The organism is Roseateles flavus (genome assembly GCF_039872765.1).
In the GTDB taxonomy this organism is placed as follows: Bacteria; Pseudomonadota; Gammaproteobacteria; order Burkholderiales; family Burkholderiaceae_C; genus Roseateles_B; species Roseateles_B flavus.
The window spans coordinates 189151-205709 of sequence record NZ_JBDPZC010000006.1 but is presented as its reverse complement, the minus strand read 5'-3'; the positions used below and the strand labels follow the sequence as shown (position 1 = coordinate 205709).

16 protein-coding genes and 1 tRNA gene are annotated in these 16559 nt (G+C 64.9%); all 17 read left to right on the top strand.

Annotation, left to right across the window (positions count from 1 at the left end; genetic code table 11):
• The first annotated feature begins 8 nt into the window (after positions 1 to 8).
• Positions 9 to 749, top strand: a complete 741-nt coding sequence (gene tpiA, locus ABDJ40_RS14205; protein ID WP_347610756.1) for a triose-phosphate isomerase — start codon at positions 9 to 11, stop codon at positions 747 to 749.
• A 70-nt stretch (positions 750 to 819) separates the two neighbouring features.
• Complete coding sequence (gene secG / locus ABDJ40_RS14200; RefSeq protein ID WP_347610754.1) at positions 820 to 1203, top strand: preprotein translocase subunit SecG; 384 nt, start codon at positions 820 to 822, stop codon at positions 1201 to 1203.
• 199 nt (positions 1204 to 1402) lie between these two features.
• Positions 1403 to 1487: transfer RNA gene (locus ABDJ40_RS14195), tRNA-Leu, on the top strand.
• Positions 1488 to 1727: 240 nt separating this feature from the next.
• Positions 1728 to 2087 carry an NADH-quinone oxidoreductase subunit A gene (locus ABDJ40_RS14190; RefSeq protein ID WP_183104601.1) on the top strand — a complete coding sequence of 120 codons (360 nt, stop codon included), beginning with the start codon at positions 1728 to 1730 and terminating at the stop codon, positions 2085 to 2087.
• 146 nt (positions 2088 to 2233) lie between these two features.
• The gene (locus tag ABDJ40_RS14185; RefSeq protein WP_046113908.1) at positions 2234 to 2710 is read left to right on the top strand and encodes a NuoB/complex I 20 kDa subunit family protein; all 477 of its coding nucleotides are present in this window, start codon (positions 2234 to 2236) and stop codon (positions 2708 to 2710) included.
• Positions 2711 to 2725: 15 nt separating this feature from the next.
• Entirely contained in the window at positions 2726 to 3322 is a 597-nt protein-coding gene (locus ABDJ40_RS14180) for an NADH-quinone oxidoreductase subunit C (protein WP_347610751.1), read from the top strand.
• Between the two features lie 5 nt (positions 3323 to 3327).
• Positions 3328 to 4581: an NADH-quinone oxidoreductase subunit D gene (locus ABDJ40_RS14175; protein WP_183104603.1), complete on the top strand. Its 1254-nt coding sequence runs from the start codon at positions 3328 to 3330 to the stop codon at positions 4579 to 4581.
• Positions 4578 to 5084 (top strand): NADH-quinone oxidoreductase subunit NuoE, encoded by a 507-nt coding sequence (gene nuoE, locus ABDJ40_RS14170; RefSeq protein ID WP_347610748.1) that lies wholly within the window; start codon positions 4578 to 4580, stop codon positions 5082 to 5084. The genes ABDJ40_RS14175 and nuoE overlap by 4 nt, the downstream gene beginning before the upstream one ends.
• An 8-nt stretch (positions 5085 to 5092) precedes the next feature.
• The gene (gene nuoF, locus ABDJ40_RS14165) at positions 5093 to 6436 is read left to right on the top strand and encodes an NADH-quinone oxidoreductase subunit NuoF (RefSeq protein WP_347610746.1); all 1344 of its coding nucleotides are present in this window, start codon (positions 5093 to 5095) and stop codon (positions 6434 to 6436) included.
• A gap of 17 nt (positions 6437 to 6453) precedes the next feature.
• The gene (gene nuoG, locus ABDJ40_RS14160) at positions 6454 to 8778 is read left to right on the top strand and encodes an NADH-quinone oxidoreductase subunit NuoG (RefSeq protein WP_347610744.1); all 2325 of its coding nucleotides are present in this window, start codon (positions 6454 to 6456) and stop codon (positions 8776 to 8778) included.
• Positions 8779 to 8782: 4 nt separating this feature from the next.
• Positions 8783 to 9880: an NADH-quinone oxidoreductase subunit NuoH gene (gene nuoH / locus ABDJ40_RS14155; protein WP_347610742.1), complete on the top strand. Its 1098-nt coding sequence runs from the start codon at positions 8783 to 8785 to the stop codon at positions 9878 to 9880.
• Between the two features lie 6 nt (positions 9881 to 9886).
• Positions 9887 to 10369, top strand: coding sequence for an NADH-quinone oxidoreductase subunit NuoI (nuoI, locus tag ABDJ40_RS14150; protein ID WP_183104608.1), 483 nt, complete (start codon positions 9887 to 9889; stop codon positions 10367 to 10369).
• Positions 10370 to 10537: 168 nt separating this feature from the next.
• Positions 10538 to 11191, top strand: a complete 654-nt coding sequence (locus ABDJ40_RS14145) for an NADH-quinone oxidoreductase subunit J (RefSeq protein WP_347610739.1) — start codon at positions 10538 to 10540, stop codon at positions 11189 to 11191.
• The gene (nuoK, locus tag ABDJ40_RS14140; RefSeq protein WP_183104610.1) at positions 11191 to 11502 is read left to right on the top strand and encodes an NADH-quinone oxidoreductase subunit NuoK; all 312 of its coding nucleotides are present in this window, start codon (positions 11191 to 11193) and stop codon (positions 11500 to 11502) included. The genes ABDJ40_RS14145 and nuoK overlap by 1 nt, the downstream gene beginning before the upstream one ends.
• Before the next feature lie 26 nt (positions 11503 to 11528).
• Positions 11529 to 13571 (top strand): NADH-quinone oxidoreductase subunit L, encoded by a 2043-nt coding sequence (nuoL, locus tag ABDJ40_RS14135; RefSeq protein WP_347610736.1) that lies wholly within the window; start codon positions 11529 to 11531, stop codon positions 13569 to 13571.
• Positions 13572 to 13592: 21 nt separating this feature from the next.
• A complete protein-coding gene (locus tag ABDJ40_RS14130; protein WP_347610734.1) occupies positions 13593 to 15065 on the top strand; it encodes an NADH-quinone oxidoreductase subunit M in 1473 nt (490 codons plus the stop codon).
• A gap of 15 nt (positions 15066 to 15080) precedes the next feature.
• Positions 15081 to 16559, top strand: coding sequence for an NADH-quinone oxidoreductase subunit NuoN (gene nuoN / locus ABDJ40_RS14125; RefSeq protein WP_347610732.1), 1479 nt, complete (start codon positions 15081 to 15083; stop codon positions 16557 to 16559).

The window sequence follows — 16559 nt, the reverse complement described above, 5'->3', positions numbered from 1 at the left end:
GGTTATTCATGCGCAAGAAGCTGGTCGTTGGCAACTGGAAGATGCATGGCAGCCGGGCCTCGAACGCCCTGTTGCTGAGCGGCCTGAAGGAAGCCGGCCCCTGGACGGCCGATGTGGCCGTGTGCGTGCCATTCCCCTACATCACCGAGACGGCCCTGGCCCTGACGGGCACGCAGATCGCCTACGGTTCGCAGGACTGCTCGGCGCATGAGCAGGGGGCCTACACGGGCGAGGTGTCCTCGGCCATGCTGGCAGACGTCGGCTGCCGCTACGCCATCGTCGGGCACTCCGAGCGCCGCGCCTATCACCAGGAAAGCGACCAGCTGGTGGCTGACAAGGCCAAGGCGGCGCTGGCCCACGGCATCACGCCCATCGTGTGCGTGGGCGAGACCCTGGCCGAGCGCGAAGCCGGCCAGACCGAGCATGTGGTCAAGCGCCAGCTGGCCGCGGTGATCCACACGCTGACGCACTGCATCGGCGAGATCGTGCTGGCCTACGAACCGGTGTGGGCCATCGGCACGGGCCTCACGGCCACGCCCGAGCAGGCGCAGGCCGTACATGCGGTGCTGCGCCAGCAGCTGCGCGCCGCCACGCAGAAGGCGGATGCCATGCGCATCCTCTACGGTGGCAGCGTCAAGGCCGACAATGCCGCGCAGCTGTTCGCCCAGGCGGACATCGATGGCGGCCTGATCGGCGGTGCCGCCCTGAAGGCGGCGGACTTCTCGGCCATCTGCCGCGCGGCGGGCTGAGGCTCAAGAGTGCTTTTCCTGTGCGCCTGCCCATGAGGGGCTGGGCGGCTGATTCGATTTGGAGATACGAATGCAAGTCCTGATGAACCTGATCCTCGTGGTCCAGCTGCTGAGCGCGCTGGTCATGATCGGCCTGGTGCTGGTGCAGCACGGCAAGGGCGCCGACATGGGCGCCTCCTTCGGCAGCGGTGCCTCCGGCAGCCTGTTCGGTGCTACCGGCAGCGCCAACTTCCTGTCGCGCAGCACGGCCATCTGCGCCACGCTGTTCTTCGTCTGCACCCTGGGTCTGGCCTATTTCGGCAGCCACCGTGACGCCGCCATGCCCCAGGACAGCCTGCTGGAGCGTGCCGCTCCCGCCAGCGCGCCTGCGCCGGCCCCCGCCGCTTCTGGCGCTGCAGCCATTCCCGAGGCCCCTGTGGCTGCCCAGCCGGCGGCATCTGCAGCCAGCCACTGAGCCCCAGTCGTGAAGGCCCGGCAGGGCAGGGAGGCAAGACCTGTCCCTCTGCCTGCCGGGAGGCGGGTGGAAAGTCTGTCGCAGATCAATCCGCCTGCATCGCAAAAATCCGCTGTTTCTCTCTGAAGGGCGAATTTTTCGGTATAGAATTCGAGGCTGTCTGGAACGCAATTCCTCACGCTACCAGACAGCAAAAACCGCCGACGTGGTGAAATTGGTAGACACGCTATCTTGAGGGGGTAGTGGCGAAAGCTGTGCGAGTTCGAGTCTCGCCGTCGGCACCAAATTCCTCAATCGAGGTCGTGCGTTAACATCCCCGGGTTGGAGCCCGATGGTGTGCAAGCGATCCTGGTTGAAGCGCCCTGTGGCAGGGGTGGTCGCAAGATCGAACCTGCTAAGGGACAAGCCGGGCGCGGTCCGTGAGCGATTTCCTATCGCCAGCGGCGCGCCCGTTGCTTTTGTCGACTCTGTCGATGCCCTTCGGCCTGGAGGCCGCGAGCATCGGCGCAACCGAGAGCAAAGCTGTGAGTCTGGAACAGTACCTCCCCGTCATCCTCTTCATTCTGGTCGGCGCAGTGGTGGGTATAGCGCCCCAGATCCTGGGCTACCTCCTCGGACCCAACCGGCCGGATCAGGCCAAGAACTCCCCCTACGAATGCGGCTTCGAGGCCTTTGAAGACGCGCGCATGAAGTTCGATGTGCGCTACTACCTCGTGGCCATTCTCTTCATCCTGTTCGATCTGGAAATCGCCTTCCTCTTCCCCTGGGCCGTGACCCTGCGTGAAATCGGGGCGACAGGTTTCTGGGCGATGATGGTTTTCCTGGGCATCCTGGTCGTGGGCTTTGCCTACGAGTGGAAGAAGGGCGCTCTCGATTGGGAGTGACTTGGCCCCTCGTCCAGCGCTCGGCGCTGGGCGGTCCTCCGAGGGGACGCCAGCCTGCGGCTGGCAAGCGGTCCGGCTTGACGACTTGTTGAGTCTGGTCCGGCGCTCGGCCCGAAGGCGGGCAGACAGAATGAAAGCAGCGTGCTATGGGTATTGAAGGCGTTTTGAAGGAAGGCTTCGTCACCACCTCGGTCGACAAGCTGATCAACTGGTCCAAGACCGGTTCTCTGTGGCCCATGACCTTCGGTCTGGCCTGCTGTGCGGTCGAGATGATGCACGCCGGTGCGGCGCGCTATGACATCGACCGCTTTGGCATGCTGTTCCGCCCGAGCCCGCGTCAGTCCGACCTGATGATCGTGGCCGGCACGCTGTGCAACAAGATGGCGCCGGCCCTGCGCAAGGTCTACGACCAGATGGCCGAGCCGCGCTGGGTCCTGTCCATGGGCTCGTGCGCCAATGGCGGCGGCTACTACCACTACAGCTATTCCGTCGTGCGCGGCTGCGACCGCATCGTGCCGGTGGACGTCTACGTGCCGGGCTGTCCGCCCACCGCCGAGGCGCTGCTGTACGGCATCCTGCAGCTGCAGGCCAAGATCCGCCGCGAAAACACCATCGCACGCTGAAGAGGGCAGGGCTCCATGACCATGAAACTCGACACCCTGCAGGCCACCCTGGAAAAGGTGCTGGGCGAGCAGATCCTCGACCTCAAGCGCGAGTTCGGTGAGATCACCATCCGCGTCGCGCCCGAGCACTACGCCGCCGTCGCCAAGACCCTGCGTGACCACTCCGAGCTGCGCTTCGAGCAGCTGATCGACCTCTGCGGCGTGGACTACAGCAGCTACGGCGAAGGCGCCTACGAAGGGCCGCGCTTCGCCGCCGTCTCGCACCTGCTGTCGGTGGCCAAGAACTGGCGCCTGCGCCTCAAGGTGCTGGCCGCCAACGACGACTTCCCCTGCGTCGCCTCGGTCACGCCGATCTGGAACTCGGCCAACTGGTTCGAGCGCGAAGCCTTCGACATGTACGGCATCATCTTCGAAGGCCACGAGGACCTGCGCCGCATCCTGACGGACTACGGCTTCATCGGCCACCCCATGCGCAAGGACTTCCCGACCACCGGGCATGTCGAGATGCGCTACGACGCCGAGCAGAAGCGCGTCATCTACCAGCCGGTGACCATCGAGCCGCGTGAGATCACGCCGCGCGTGATCCGTGAAGACAACTACGGCGGGATCTAATCCAAATGGCCGACATCAAGAACTACACCCTCAACTTCGGTCCCCAACACCCGGCCGCGCACGGTGTGCTGCGTCTGGTGCTGGAACTCGACGGTGAAGTGATCCAGCGCGCCGACCCGCACATCGGCCTGCTGCACCGCGCCACCGAGAAGCTGGCCGAGAGCAAGACCTACATCCAGTCGCTGCCCTACATGGACCGCCTCGACTACGTGTCGATGATGGCCAACGAGCACGCCTACTGCCTGGCCATCGAGAAGATGCTGGGGCTGGAGGTGCCGGAGCGCGCGCAGTACATCCGCGTGATGTTCGCCGAGCTGACCCGCATCCTGAACCACCTGCTCTGGCTGGGCTGTCACGGCCTGGACTGCGGTGCGATGAACATCCTCATCTACTGCTTCCGCGAGCGTGAGGACATCTTCGACATGTACGAGGCGGTGTCGGGCGCACGCATGCACGCGGCCTACTTCCGTCCGGGCGGCGTCTACCGCGATCTGCCGGACACCATGCCGCAGTACAAGGTCAGCAAGATCAAGAACGCCAAGACGATTGCCGAGCTCAACAAGAACCGCCAGGGTTCGCTGCTCGACTTCATCGAGGACTTCTGCAAGCGCTTCCCCAAGAACGTCGACGACTACGAGACCCTGCTGACCGACAACCGGATCTGGAAGCAGCGTACTGTGGGCATCGGCGTGGTGACGCCTGAACGTGCCCTGAACATGGGCTTCACCGGCGCCATGCTGCGTGGTTCGGGCATCCCCTGGGACCTCCGCAAGAGCCAGCCCTACGATGTCTACGCCAAGATGGACTTCGACATCCCCGTGGGCACCAACGGTGACACCTACGACCGCTACGTGGTGCGCGTCGAGGAAATGCGCCAGTCCTGCCGCATCGTCGAGCAGTGCGTGAAGTGGCTGCGTGCCAATCCCGGCCCCGTCATCACGGACAACCACAAGGTGGCCCCGCCCGCCCGCGTGGACATGAAGTCCAACATGGAAGAGCTGATCCACCACTTCAAGCTCTTCACCGAAGGCTTCCGCGTGCCTGAGGGCGAGGCCTATGCGGCCGTCGAGCACCCCAAGGGTGAGTTCGGTATCTACATCGTCAGCGATGGCGCCAACAAGCCCTACCGCCTGAAGATCCGTGCCCCGGGCTTCGCCCACCTGGCCGGCCTGGACGAAATGTCCCGTGGCCACATGATTGCCGACGCCGTCGCCGTGATCGGCACCATGGACATCGTTTTCGGTGAGATTGACCGATGAGCAGCACTCCCTACCAGCTCAGCGACGCCACCCGCGCTCGCTTCGACCGCGAGGTCGCCAAGTACCCCGCCGAGCAGCGCCAGTCCGCCGTGATGGCTTGCCTGGCCATCGTGCAGCAGGAGCAGGGCCATGTGTCCCGCGAGAGCGAGGACGCCATCGCCGAGTACCTGGGCATGCCCGCGATCGCGGTGTACGAGGTCACGACCTTCTACAACATGTACAACCAGCGCCCGGTCGGCAAGTTCAAGCTGAACGTGTGCACCAACCTGCCTTGCCAGCTGCGCAATGGCCAGCAAGCGCTGGACCATCTGCTGACCAAGCTGGGCGTGGAAGAGGGCGGCACCACTGCTGACGGCGTCTTCACCGTGCAGAAGTGCGAGTGCCTGGGCGCCTGCGCAGATGCACCGGTGATGCTGGTGAACGACCGCCAGATGTGCAGCTTCATGAGCCATGAGCGCCTCGACGAACTCGTCGACACGCTGAAGGCCCACGCCAAGAACTGAGGGCAAGCATGCTGGATCTCTCCAAGTTTCAAAGCAAGGGCGTCGAGACCTGCTTCCATAGCCGCCACCTCGGCCCGCAGATCTACGCCGACCTGAACGGCAGCAACTGGTCGATCAAGGACTACGAAGCCCGTGGCGGCTACGCAGCGCTGCGCAAGATCCTGGGCAAGGACGGCGGTGAAGGCCTGACCCCCGACCAGGTCATCGCCGAGGTCAAGACCTCCGGCCTTCGCGGCCGTGGCGGCGCCGGTTTCCCGACGGGCCTGAAGTGGAGCTTCATGCCCCGCCAGTTCCCGGGCCAGAAGTACCTCGTCTGCAACTCCGACGAAGGCGAGCCGGGCACCTGCAAGGACCGCGACATCCTCATGTACAACCCGCACATCGTCATCGAAGGGATGGCGATCGCGGCGTATGCCATGGGCATCAAGGTCGGCTACAACTATATCCACGGCGAGATCTTCGAGGTCTACGAGCGCTTCGAGGCGGCCCTGGAAGAGGCCCGTGCCGCCGGCCTGCTGGGTGACAACATCCTCGGCTCGAACTTCTCGTTCCAGCTGCACGCCCACCACGGCTTCGGCGCCTACATCTGCGGCGAAGAGACGGCGTTGCTGGAATCGCTGGAAGGCAAGAAAGGCCAGCCGCGCTTCAAGCCGCCGTTCCCGGCCAGCTTCGGCCTGTACGGCAAGCCCACGACCATCAACAACACCGAGACCTTCGCGGCGGTGCCCTGGATCATCCGCAACGGTGGCCAGCCCTACCTCGAGATCGGCAAGCCCAACAACGGCGGCACCAAGATCTTCTCGGTCTCGGGCGACGTCAACAAGCCCGGCAACTACGAGATCCCGCTGGGCACGCCCTTCGAGAAGCTGCTCGAGCTCGCCGGCGGCGTGCGCACCGGCCGCAAGCTCAAGGCCGTGATCCCGGGCGGCTCGTCCGCCCCGGTGCTGCCGGCCGAGGTGATGATGCAGTGCACGATGGACTATGACTCCATCGCCAAGGCCGGCTCCATGCTGGGCTCGGGCGCTGTCATCGTGATGGACGACTCGCGTGACATGGTGACCAGCCTGCTGCGCCTGTCTTACTTCTACGCTCACGAGTCCTGTGGCCAGTGCACGCCCTGCCGCGAAGGCACGGGCTGGATGCACCGCGTGATCGAGCGCATCGCCCACGGCCAGGGCCGCATGGAAGACATCGACCTGCTGAACTCGGTCGCTGACAACATCCAGGGCCGCACGATCTGCGCCCTGGGCGACGCCGCCGCGATGCCGGTGCGCGCCATGATCAAGCACTTCAAGCACGAGTTCGTGCAGAAGATCGAACAGGCACAACGGGCCGGCGCCAAAGCCGCCTGAACGCCAGGACACGAACCATGGTTGAAATCGAACTCGACGGCAAGAAGGTAGAGGTCCAGGAAGGCAGCATGGTCATGCATGCTGCTGAAAAGGCCGGCACCTACATCCCGCATTTCTGCTACCACAAGAAGCTCTCCATCGCGGCCAACTGCCGCATGTGCCTCGTGGACGTGGAAAAGGCCCCGAAGCCCATGCCCGCCTGCGCGACCCCGGTCACGCAGGGCATGATCGTCCGCACCAAGAGCGAGAAAGCCATCAAGGCCCAGCAGGGCGTGATGGAGTTCCTGCTGATCAACCACCCGCTGGATTGCCCGATCTGCGACCAGGGCGGGGAGTGCCAGCTGCAGGATCTGGCCGTGGGCTACGGTGGCAGCAAGAGCCGCTACACCGAAGAGAAGCGCGTGGTCTTCCACAAGAACGTGGGCCCGCTGGTCTCGATGGAAGAAATGAGCCGGTGCATCCATTGCACCCGCTGCGTGCGCTTCGGCCAGGAGATCGCCGGCAAGATGGAACTGGGCATGGCCCACCGCGGCGAGCACAGCGAGATCCAGACCTTCGTGGGCCGCACCGTCGACTCCGAGCTCTCGGGCAACATGATCGACGTCTGCCCGGTCGGCGCGCTGACCAGCAAGCCCTTCCGCTACAGCGCCCGCACCTGGGAGCTGTCGCGCCGCAAGAGCGTGTCGCCGCATGACTCCACCGGCGCCAACCTGATCGTCCAGGTCAAGAACAACCAGGTCATGCGCGTCGTGCCCCTGGAGAACGAGGACGTCAACGAGTGCTGGATCGCCGACCGCGACCGCTTCTCCTACGAGGCCCTCAACAGCGAGCAGCGCCTGACCCAGCCCATGATCAAGCAGGGCGGCCAGTGGAAGGCCGTCGACTGGACCGTGGCCCTGGAGTACGTGGCCAACGGCCTGAAGTCCATCAAGGACACGCACGGCGCCAGCAGCATCGCGGCGCTGGGCTCGGCCCACAGCACGGTGGAAGAACTCTTCCTGCTGGGCCAGCTGGTGCGCGGCCTGGGCAGCCAGAGCATCGATCACCGCGTGCGCCACGCCGCCTTTGACAACGGTGCAGGCGAAGGCAAGGCCCGCTGGCTGGGCAGCTCGATCGCCGCGCTGACCTCGCTGGACCGCGCCTTCGTGATCGGCTCCTTCCTGCGCAAGGACCACCCGCTGTTCGCGCAGCGCCTGCGCCAGGCTGCCCGCCACGGCGCCCAGATCTCGTCCCTGCATGGCTCGGCTGACGACTGGCTGCTGCCCGTCGCGAACCGCATCACGGCCGCCCCGTCGGCCTGGGTCCAGGAGCTGGCCAATGTGGCCGCCGCCGTCGCCGCTGCCAAGGGTGTGAGCGCCCCGGCCGCCGGCAGTGCCACCGCCCAAGCGCAAGCCATCGCCAGCAGCCTGCTGGGTGGCACGCGCAAGGCCGTGCTGCTGGGCAATGCCGCCGCCGAGCATCCGCAGGCCGCCAGCCTGCTGAGCCTGGCCAACTGGATCGCCCACGAGACCGGCGCCGCCGTTGGCTATCTGAGCGCCGCCGCCAACACGGTGGGTGCCCAGCTGGTCCGCGCGGTGCCGGGGCAGGGCGGTGCCAACGCTGGTGAGCTGCTCTCCAGCAAGCCCGCCAAGGCCCTGATCCTGCTGAACGTCGATCCGTCCCTGGACAGCGCCAACCCCGCCGCCGCCGTGAAGGCCGTCAACGCCGCCGAGATGGTCGTGGTGATGAGCCCCTTCAAGGCCGGCATGGACTACGCCGACGTGCTGCTGCCCACGGCCCCCTTCACCGAGACCTCGGGCTCCTTCGTCAATGCCGAGGGTCGCCTGCAGAGCTTCGTGGGCGTGGCCAAGGCCCTGGGCGAAACCCGTCCGGGCTGGAAGATCCTGCGCGTGCTGGGCAGCCTGCTGGGCCTGCAGGGCTTCGGCCAGGAGAGCTCCGAGCAGGTGCGCAACGAGGCCCTGGGCGTCGATGCCGACCTGAGCAGCCGCCTGGACAACCGCTCGACCGCCGCCGTGCAGTTCGGCACGGCTGCAGCCATCGAGCGCCTGGCAGACGTGCCCATCTACGCCACCGACGCGCTGGTGCGCCACGCCACTTCGCTGCAGCTGACGACCGACGCCAAGAACGCCGCCGTGGCTCATGTGAGCCAGGCGCTGTGGACCCAGCTGGGTCTGGGCGAGGGCGCCGAGGTGCAGGTGAGCCAGGACGGCGCCGGTTCGGCCCGTCTGAAGGCTCGCCTGGACGCCACGCTGCCCGCCAACGTGGTGCGCGTGCCCGCCGGCCTGCCGGAAACCGCCGCCCTGGGTGCCGCATTCGGCAGCCTGACCCTTGCCAAGGTGTGACGCGATGATCGAAAGCCTCTACCAATCCGGCGCCTCCCTGCTGGGCGCACTCTGGCCCGTGGTCTGGAGCCTGCTCAAGATCATCGCGGTCGTTGCTCCGCTGATGCTCTGCGTGGCCTATCTGACTCTGTGGGAACGCAAGGCCATCGGCTGGTCGCAGATCCGTCCGGGCCCCAACCGCGTGGGTCCCTACGGCCTGCTGACCCCGATCGCCGACGCGGTGAAGCTGATCTTCAAGGAGATCATCCTCCCCAGCGCTGCCAACCGCGGGCTCTTCTTCCTCGGCCCGATCATGACCATCATGCCGGCCCTGGCCGCCTGGGCTGTCGTGCCCTTCGGCCCAGACGCGGCGGTGGCCAACGTCAACGCTGGCCTGCTGTTCCTGATGGCCATCACCTCGCTCGAGGTCTACGGCGTGATCATCGCCGGCTGGGCCTCCAACTCGAAGTACGCATTCCTGGGCGCGCTGCGCGCCTCGGCCCAGATGGTGTCCTATGAAATCGCCATGGGCTTCGCGCTCGTGGTGGTGCTCATGGTCACCGGCAGCATGAACATGACGGACATCGTCACCTCGCAGGAGAAGGGCACCTTCGCCGCGATGGGCGTGAACTTCCTGTCCTGGAACTGGCTGCCCCTGCTGCCCATCTTCGTCGTGTACTTCATCTCGGGCCTGGCCGAGACCAACCGCCACCCCTTCGACGTGGTGGAAGGCGAATCGGAAATCGTGGCCGGCCACATGATCGAGTACTCGGGCATGTCCTTCGCGATGTTCTTCCTGGCCGAGTACGCCAACATGATCCTGGTGTCGGCCCTGGCCGTCGTCATGTTCCTGGGCGGCTGGAGCGCACCGATCTCCTTCAGCCTGCTGGGCATGGAGACGCCGCAGTTCATCCAGAACACCATGGCCTTCTGGAACTGGGCCTGGCTGTTCGGCAAGACCTTCTTCGTCGTCACGATGTTCCTGTGGGTGCGCGCCACCTTCCCGCGCTTCCGCTATGACCAGATCATGCGTCTGGGCTGGAAGATCTTCATTCCCGTGACCTTGATCTGGCTGGTCGTCGTCGGCCTGTGGATCCAGTCGCCGCTGAACATCTGGAAGTAAGCCGCCATGGTCAAACACTTCATCAAGAGCTTCATGCTCACCGAGCTGCTGAAGGGCATGGCCCTGACCGGCCGACATTTCCTCTCGCGCAACATCACCGTCCAGTTCCCGGAAGAGAAGACCCCGCTGTCGCCCCGCTTCCGCGGCCTGCACGCGCTGCGTCGCTACGAGAACGGCGAAGAGCGCTGCATCGCCTGCAAGCTCTGCGAGGCCGTGTGCCCGGCGATGGCCATCACCATCGAGTCCGATGTGCGTGAAGACGGCAGCCGCCGCACCACGCGCTACGACATCGACCTGACCAAGTGCATCTTCTGCGGCTTCTGCGAAGAGAGCTGCCCGGTCGATTCCATCGTCGAGACCGACATCTTCGAATACCACGGCGAAAAGCGCGGAGACCTGTACTTCACCAAGGACATGCTGCTGGCCGTGGGCGACCGCTACGAGAAGCAGATCGCAGCCAACAAGGAGGCCGACGCAAAATTCCGTTGACCCCTCGCCCAGGGCGGGTACGCCCTGGGCGGTCCCCCGAGGGGACGCCGAAGACAGCAGGCACGAGGCCTCCTGTCTTCAGCACGTGGCCGCCAGAGCACTGATCTGGAGCGGCCCGCCGGGCGGCCTCAAGACGACACCTCGGGTCAACGAATTTGTGGGAACACCATGGACATCACCACCGCACTGTTCTACCTCTTCTCAGCCGTGCTGCTGGGTTCAGCCTTCCGTGTGATCACGGCCAAGAGCACCGTGCATTCGGCGCTCTTCCTGATCCTGGCCTTCTTCAACGCCTCCTGCATCTGGATGCTGCTGAAGGCCGAGTTCCTGGCGATCACGCTGGTGCTGGTCTACATCGGCGCCGTGATGGTGCTGTTCCTGTTCGTCGTGATGATGCTCGACATCAATTCAGACCAGGTGCGGCAGGGTTTCTGGAAGCACATGCCGCTGGCCCTGCTGGTCGGTGCGCTGATCGCGCTGGAGATGGCCGCCGTGCTGATGCCGGGCTTCAACCTGCGCGCCGCACCCGAGCTGAGCGCCGAGGCCGCGAAGCTGGGCAACACCAAGATGCTGGGCATCCAGATCTACACCAACTACCTGTACCCGCTGCAGATCGCCGCCGTGCTGCTGCTGGTGGCCATCATCGCCGCCATCGCGCTGACACTGCGCCGCCGCAAGGACAGCCGTGCCCAGGATCCGTCCGAGCAGGTGAAGGTCCAGAAGGCCGACCGCCTGCGCATCGTGAAGGTGCAGGCCACGGTCGAAGCCCCGTCCGCAGCAAGCGCCGCTGAAGTCGCGGCCGACAACAAGGGAGCCGCATGATGGCAGCGCTGACTCTGGGCCATTTCCTGACGCTGGGCGCGATCCTGTTCGCGCTGTCGGTGATCGGCATCTTCCTGAACCGCAAGAACCTGATCGTGCTGCTGATGGCCATCGAGCTGATGCTGCTGGCGGTCAACCTGAACTTCGTGGCCTTCTCCCACTACCTGGGTGACATGGCCGGCCAGGTCTTCGTGTTCTTCATCCTGACCGTGGCGGCCGCCGAGTCCGCCATCGGCCTGGCCATCCTCGTCGTGCTGTTCCGCAATCGCGCCAGCATCAATGTGGAAGAACTCGACGCCCTGCAAGGCTGATCGGACACAAGGCACGGGATAACAAGATGTCTGCACAACTCTCTCAGAACATGCTGCTGGCGGTGCCCATGGCACCCCTGGTCGGAGCCGTCGTGGCCGGCCTGTTCGGCAAGCAAGTGGGCCGCAAGGGCGCGCACACGATCACCATCCTCGGGGTGGCGATCGCCCTGGCGATCTCGGTGATGACGCTGTTCAGCGTGCTGGACGGCGCGCGCTTCAACCAGACCATCTACGAATGGATGGTGCTGGGCGGCCTCAAGATGGAAGTCGGCTTCCTGGTCGACGGCCTGACGGCCATGATGATGGTCGTGGTGACCTTCGTGTCGCTGATGGTGCACATCTACACCATCGGCTACATGGAGGAGGACCCCGGCTACCAGCGCTTCTTCGCCTACATCTCGCTGTTCACCTTCTCCATGCTGATGCTCGTCATGAGCAACAACATGCTGCAGCTGTTCTTCGGCTGGGAGGCGGTGGGCCTGGTGTCTTACCTGCTGATCGGCTTCTGGTACACCAAGCCGACGGCCATCTTCGCCAACATGAAGGCCTTCCTGGTGAACCGGGTCGGTGACTTCGGCTTCATCCTGGGCATCGGCCTGCTGGTGGCCTATGGCGGCTCGCTGAACTACACCGAGACCTTCGCCAAGGCAAACGAGCTCGCGCAGATCAAGTTCCCGGCCCCGCTGTGGGGCAGCGACTGGATGATGCTGACGGTGGCCTGCATCTGCCTGTTCATCGGCGCGATGGGCAAGTCGGCGCAGTTCCCGCTGCATGTGTGGCTGCCGGATTCGATGGAAGGCCCGACCCCCATCTCCGCGCTGATCCACGCCGCCACCATGGTGACGGCCGGCATCTTCATGGTCTCGCGCATGAGCCCGCTGTTCGAGCTCTCTGATACCGCGCTGAACTTCATCCTGGTGATCGGTGCCATCACGGCCCTGTTCATGGGCTTCCTGGGCATCATCCAGAACGACATCAAGCGCGTCGTGGCCTACTCCACGCTCTCGCAGCTGGGCTACATGACGGTCGCCCTGGGCGCCTCGGCCTACTCGGTCGCGGTGTTCCACCTGATGACGCACGCCTTCTTCAAGGCCCTGCTGTTCCTCGGCGCCGGCTCGGTGATCATCGGCATGCACCATGACCAGGACATCCGCAACATGGGCGGCCTGCGCAAGTACATGCCCATCACCTGGATCACCTCGCTGCTGGGCTCGCTGGCCCTGATCGGCACGCCGTTCTTCTCGGGCTTCTACTCGAAGGACTCCATCATCGAGGCCGTGCACGCCAGCCACCTGCCGGCCGCGCACTTCGCCTACGCCGCGGTGATCATCGGCGTCTTCGTGACGGCCTTCTACAGCTTCCGGATGTACTTCCTGGTCTTCCACGGCAAGGAAAACTTCCACCACAAGCCCTTCCCGGGCGAGCACGACCACCACGATGACCACGGCGAGCACCACGAGCCGCATGAGTCGCCCTGGGTCGTGACCGCACCGCTGGTGCTGCTGGCCATCCCGTCCGTGCTGGTCGGCTTCTACACGATCGAGCCCATGCTCTTCGGCGACTTCTTCAAGGACGCCATCTTCATCAACCACGACGTGCACCACGCCCTGGGCGAGTTGAAGGAAGAGTTCCACGGCGCCGTGGCCATGGCCACGCACGGCGTGACGACGCTGCCGTTCTGGCTGGCGCTGGGCGGCGTGGTGACGGCCTATGTGTTCTACATGGTCGCTCCGCAGATCCCGGCCGCCATCGCCCGTGTGCTGGCACCGGTGATCAAGGTGCTCGAGAACAAGTACTACATGGACTGGATCAACGAGAACATCCTTGCCGCCGCAGCGCGCGCCATCGGCGTGGGTCTGTGGAAGGGTGGGGATGCCGGTCTGATCGATGGCGTGATCATCAACGGCTCGGCCAAGACCGTGGGCGGCATTGCCGGCCTGGTCCGTCGTGTCCAGACGGGTCACCTGTACTGGTACGCCCTGGTGATGATCCTGGGTGTCATCGGCCTGATGACCTGGAAGCTGTGGCCCTTCATCGCGCCGCAGTTCAAGGCCCTGACCGGTCTCTGAGCACGGAGACGGAGAAAAAGAATGTTGCTGAGTCTTTCCATCTGGCTGCCCATCGTCAGCGGTCTCATCCTGCTGGCCCTGGGTCGCGACGACCAGGCCAAGACGGTGCGCTGGCTGGCCCTGGTGGCCGCCATCGCGAGCTTTGCCGTCACCCTCCCGCTCATCACCGGCTTCAAGGTCGACACGGCTGCCATGCAGTTCGTGGAGAACTTCTACTGGATCGAGCGCTTCAACATCCACTACCACCTGGGTGTGGATGGCATCTCCATGTGGTTCGTGCCGCTCACGGCCTTCATCACCATCATCGTGGTGCTGGCGGCCTGGGAGGTGATCGAGCACCGCGTCAACCAGTACATGGGCGCCTTCCTGGTGCTGTCCGGCCTGATGGTCGGCGTGTTCTCGGCCCTGGACGGCATGCTGTTCTACGTGTTCTTCGAGGCGACCCTGATCCCGATGTACATCATCATCGGCGTCTGGGGCGGCCCGCGTCGCGTCTACGCTGCCTTCAAGTTCTTCCTGTACACGCTGGCCGGCTCGCTGCTGATGCTGATCGCGCTGCTGTACCTGTACCTGAAGAGCGGTGGCAGCTTCGACATCCAGGCCTGGCACAAGCTGCCCCTGCCGCTGGACGCACAGACCCTGCTGTTCTTCGCCTTCTTCGCCGCCTTCTCGGTGAAGGTGCCGATGTGGCCGGTGCACACCTGGCTGCCGGACGCCCACGTGGAAGCGCCCACCGGCGGTTCCGTGGTGCTGGCCGCCATCATGCTGAAGCTCGGTGCCTACGGCTTCCTGCGCTTCTCCATGCCCATCGCGCCGGATGCTGCGCGTGAGTACGCCTGGTTCATCATCGCGCTGTCGCTGATCGCCGTGGTCTACATCGGCCTGGTGGCCCTGGTGCAGAAGGACATGAAGAAGCTGGTGGCCTACTCGTCCATCGCGCACATGGGTTTCGTGACCCTGGGCTTCTTCATCTTCAACGAGCTGGGCGTCTCGGGCGCCATCGTGCAGATGATCTCGCACGGCTTCGTGTCGGGCGCCATGTTCCTGTCGATCGGCGTGCTCTACGACCGCGTGCATTCGCGTGAGATTGCGGCCTACGGCGGCGTGGTCAACACCATGCCCAAGTTCGCCGCCTTCGCCCTGCTGTTCGCCATGGCCAACTGCGGCCTGCCGGCGACCGGCGGTTTCGTGGGCGAGTGGATGGTCATCCTGGGCACGGTGAAGTACAGCTTCTGGCTGGGCGCCATCGCGGCGACCGCCCTGGTCTTCGGCGCGGCCTACACGCTGTGGATGTACAAGCGCGTCTACTTCGGCGCCGTCACCAACGACAACGTGCGTAGCCTCACCGACATCAATGGCCGTGAGTTCCTGATGCTGGCCGTGCTGGCCGTGGCGGTGCTGTGGATGGGTGTCTATCCCAAGCCCTTCACCGACGTGATGCATGCCTCGGTCACCGAGTTGCTGAAGCATGTGGCCGTGTCCAAGCTGCAATAAGAGGGCCGCTGAAAAATGAATGACATGAACTGGAACGCGGTGACCCCGGAGATCCTGCTGCTGGGCCTGTCCTGCCTGGTGGCCCTGGTGGATCTCTTCGTCAAGGACGAGCGCCGCACCCCCACCTACTGGCTGACCCAGCTGACGCTGGCCCTGGTGTCTCTGCTGCACTTCAACGCCTTCTACGGCGGTGCCGAGGTCTTCGCCATGCAGGGCATGGTGGTGGTGGATCCGCTGAGCCATCTGCTGTCGGCCGTGGCCGGCATCGCGGTGATGATCACCCTGGTCTATGCGCGACCCTATGCGGCCCCGCGCGAGATGCTCAAGGGCGAGCTGTTCACGCTGAGCCTGCTGTCCTACCTGGGCGTGAGCATCATGGTCTCGGCCAACAACTTCCTGGTCATCTACCTCGGCCTGGAACTGATGAGCCTGTCGCTGTACGCGCTGGTGGCCCTGCGTCGTGACCATGCGGTCTCGACCGAGGCTGCGATGAAGTACTTCGTCCTGGGTGCGCTGGCCAGCGGCTTCCTGCTGTACGGCATGTCCATGATGTACGGTGCCACCGGCTCGCTGACCATCCCGACCGTGCTGCAGGTGGTGGGCAGCGGCGCCCCCAATCCTTCCGTGCTGGTCTTCGGTGTGGTCTTCATCGTCGCCGGCCTGGCCTTCAAGCTGGGCGCCGCGCCCTTCCACATGTGGGTCCCCGACGTCTACCAGGGCGCCCCCACGGCCGCCACGCTGCTGATCGGTGGAGCGCCCAAGCTGGCCGCCTTCGGCATCACCATCCGCCTGCTGGTCGACGGCATGCTGGGCCTGGCCGTGGACTGGCAGCAGATGCTGCTGGTGCTGGCCGTGGTCTCCCTGGTGGTCGGTAACCTGGCCGCCATTGCCCAGAGCAACCTCAAGCGCATGCTGGCCTACTCGACCATCGCGCAGATGGGCTTCATGCTGCTGGGCCTGGCCTCGGGCGTGGTCAACGGCAATACGCTGTCGGCCGCCAATGCCTACAGCTCGGCGCTGTTCTACGTGGTCACCTATGTGCTGACCACGCTGGGCACCTTCGGCCTGATCATGCTGATGGCCCGCCAGGGGCATGAGTCCGAGCAGATCGTCGACTTCGCCGGCCTGGCCAAGCGCAGCCCCTGGTATGCGCTGGTGATGACCATCTTCATGTTCTCGCTGGCCGGCATCCCGCCGACCGCCGGCTTCTACGCCAAGCTGGCCGTGCTGCAGGCCATGATCGCCACCAATGACCCGCTGTACATCAAGCTGGCCATCGGTGCCGTGGTGCTGTCGCTGATCGGCGCCTTCTACTACCTGCGCGTCATCAAGGTCATGTTCTTCGACGAGCCCTCCGAGCGTGGCGCCCTCAGCGCCCCGGCGGACGCACGCCTGGTCATGTCCCTCAACGGCATCGCGGTGGTGCTCTTCGGCCTGATGCCCGACGGTCTGCTCACGATGTGCGCCGTGGCCGTGAAGACCCTGGCCAACTGA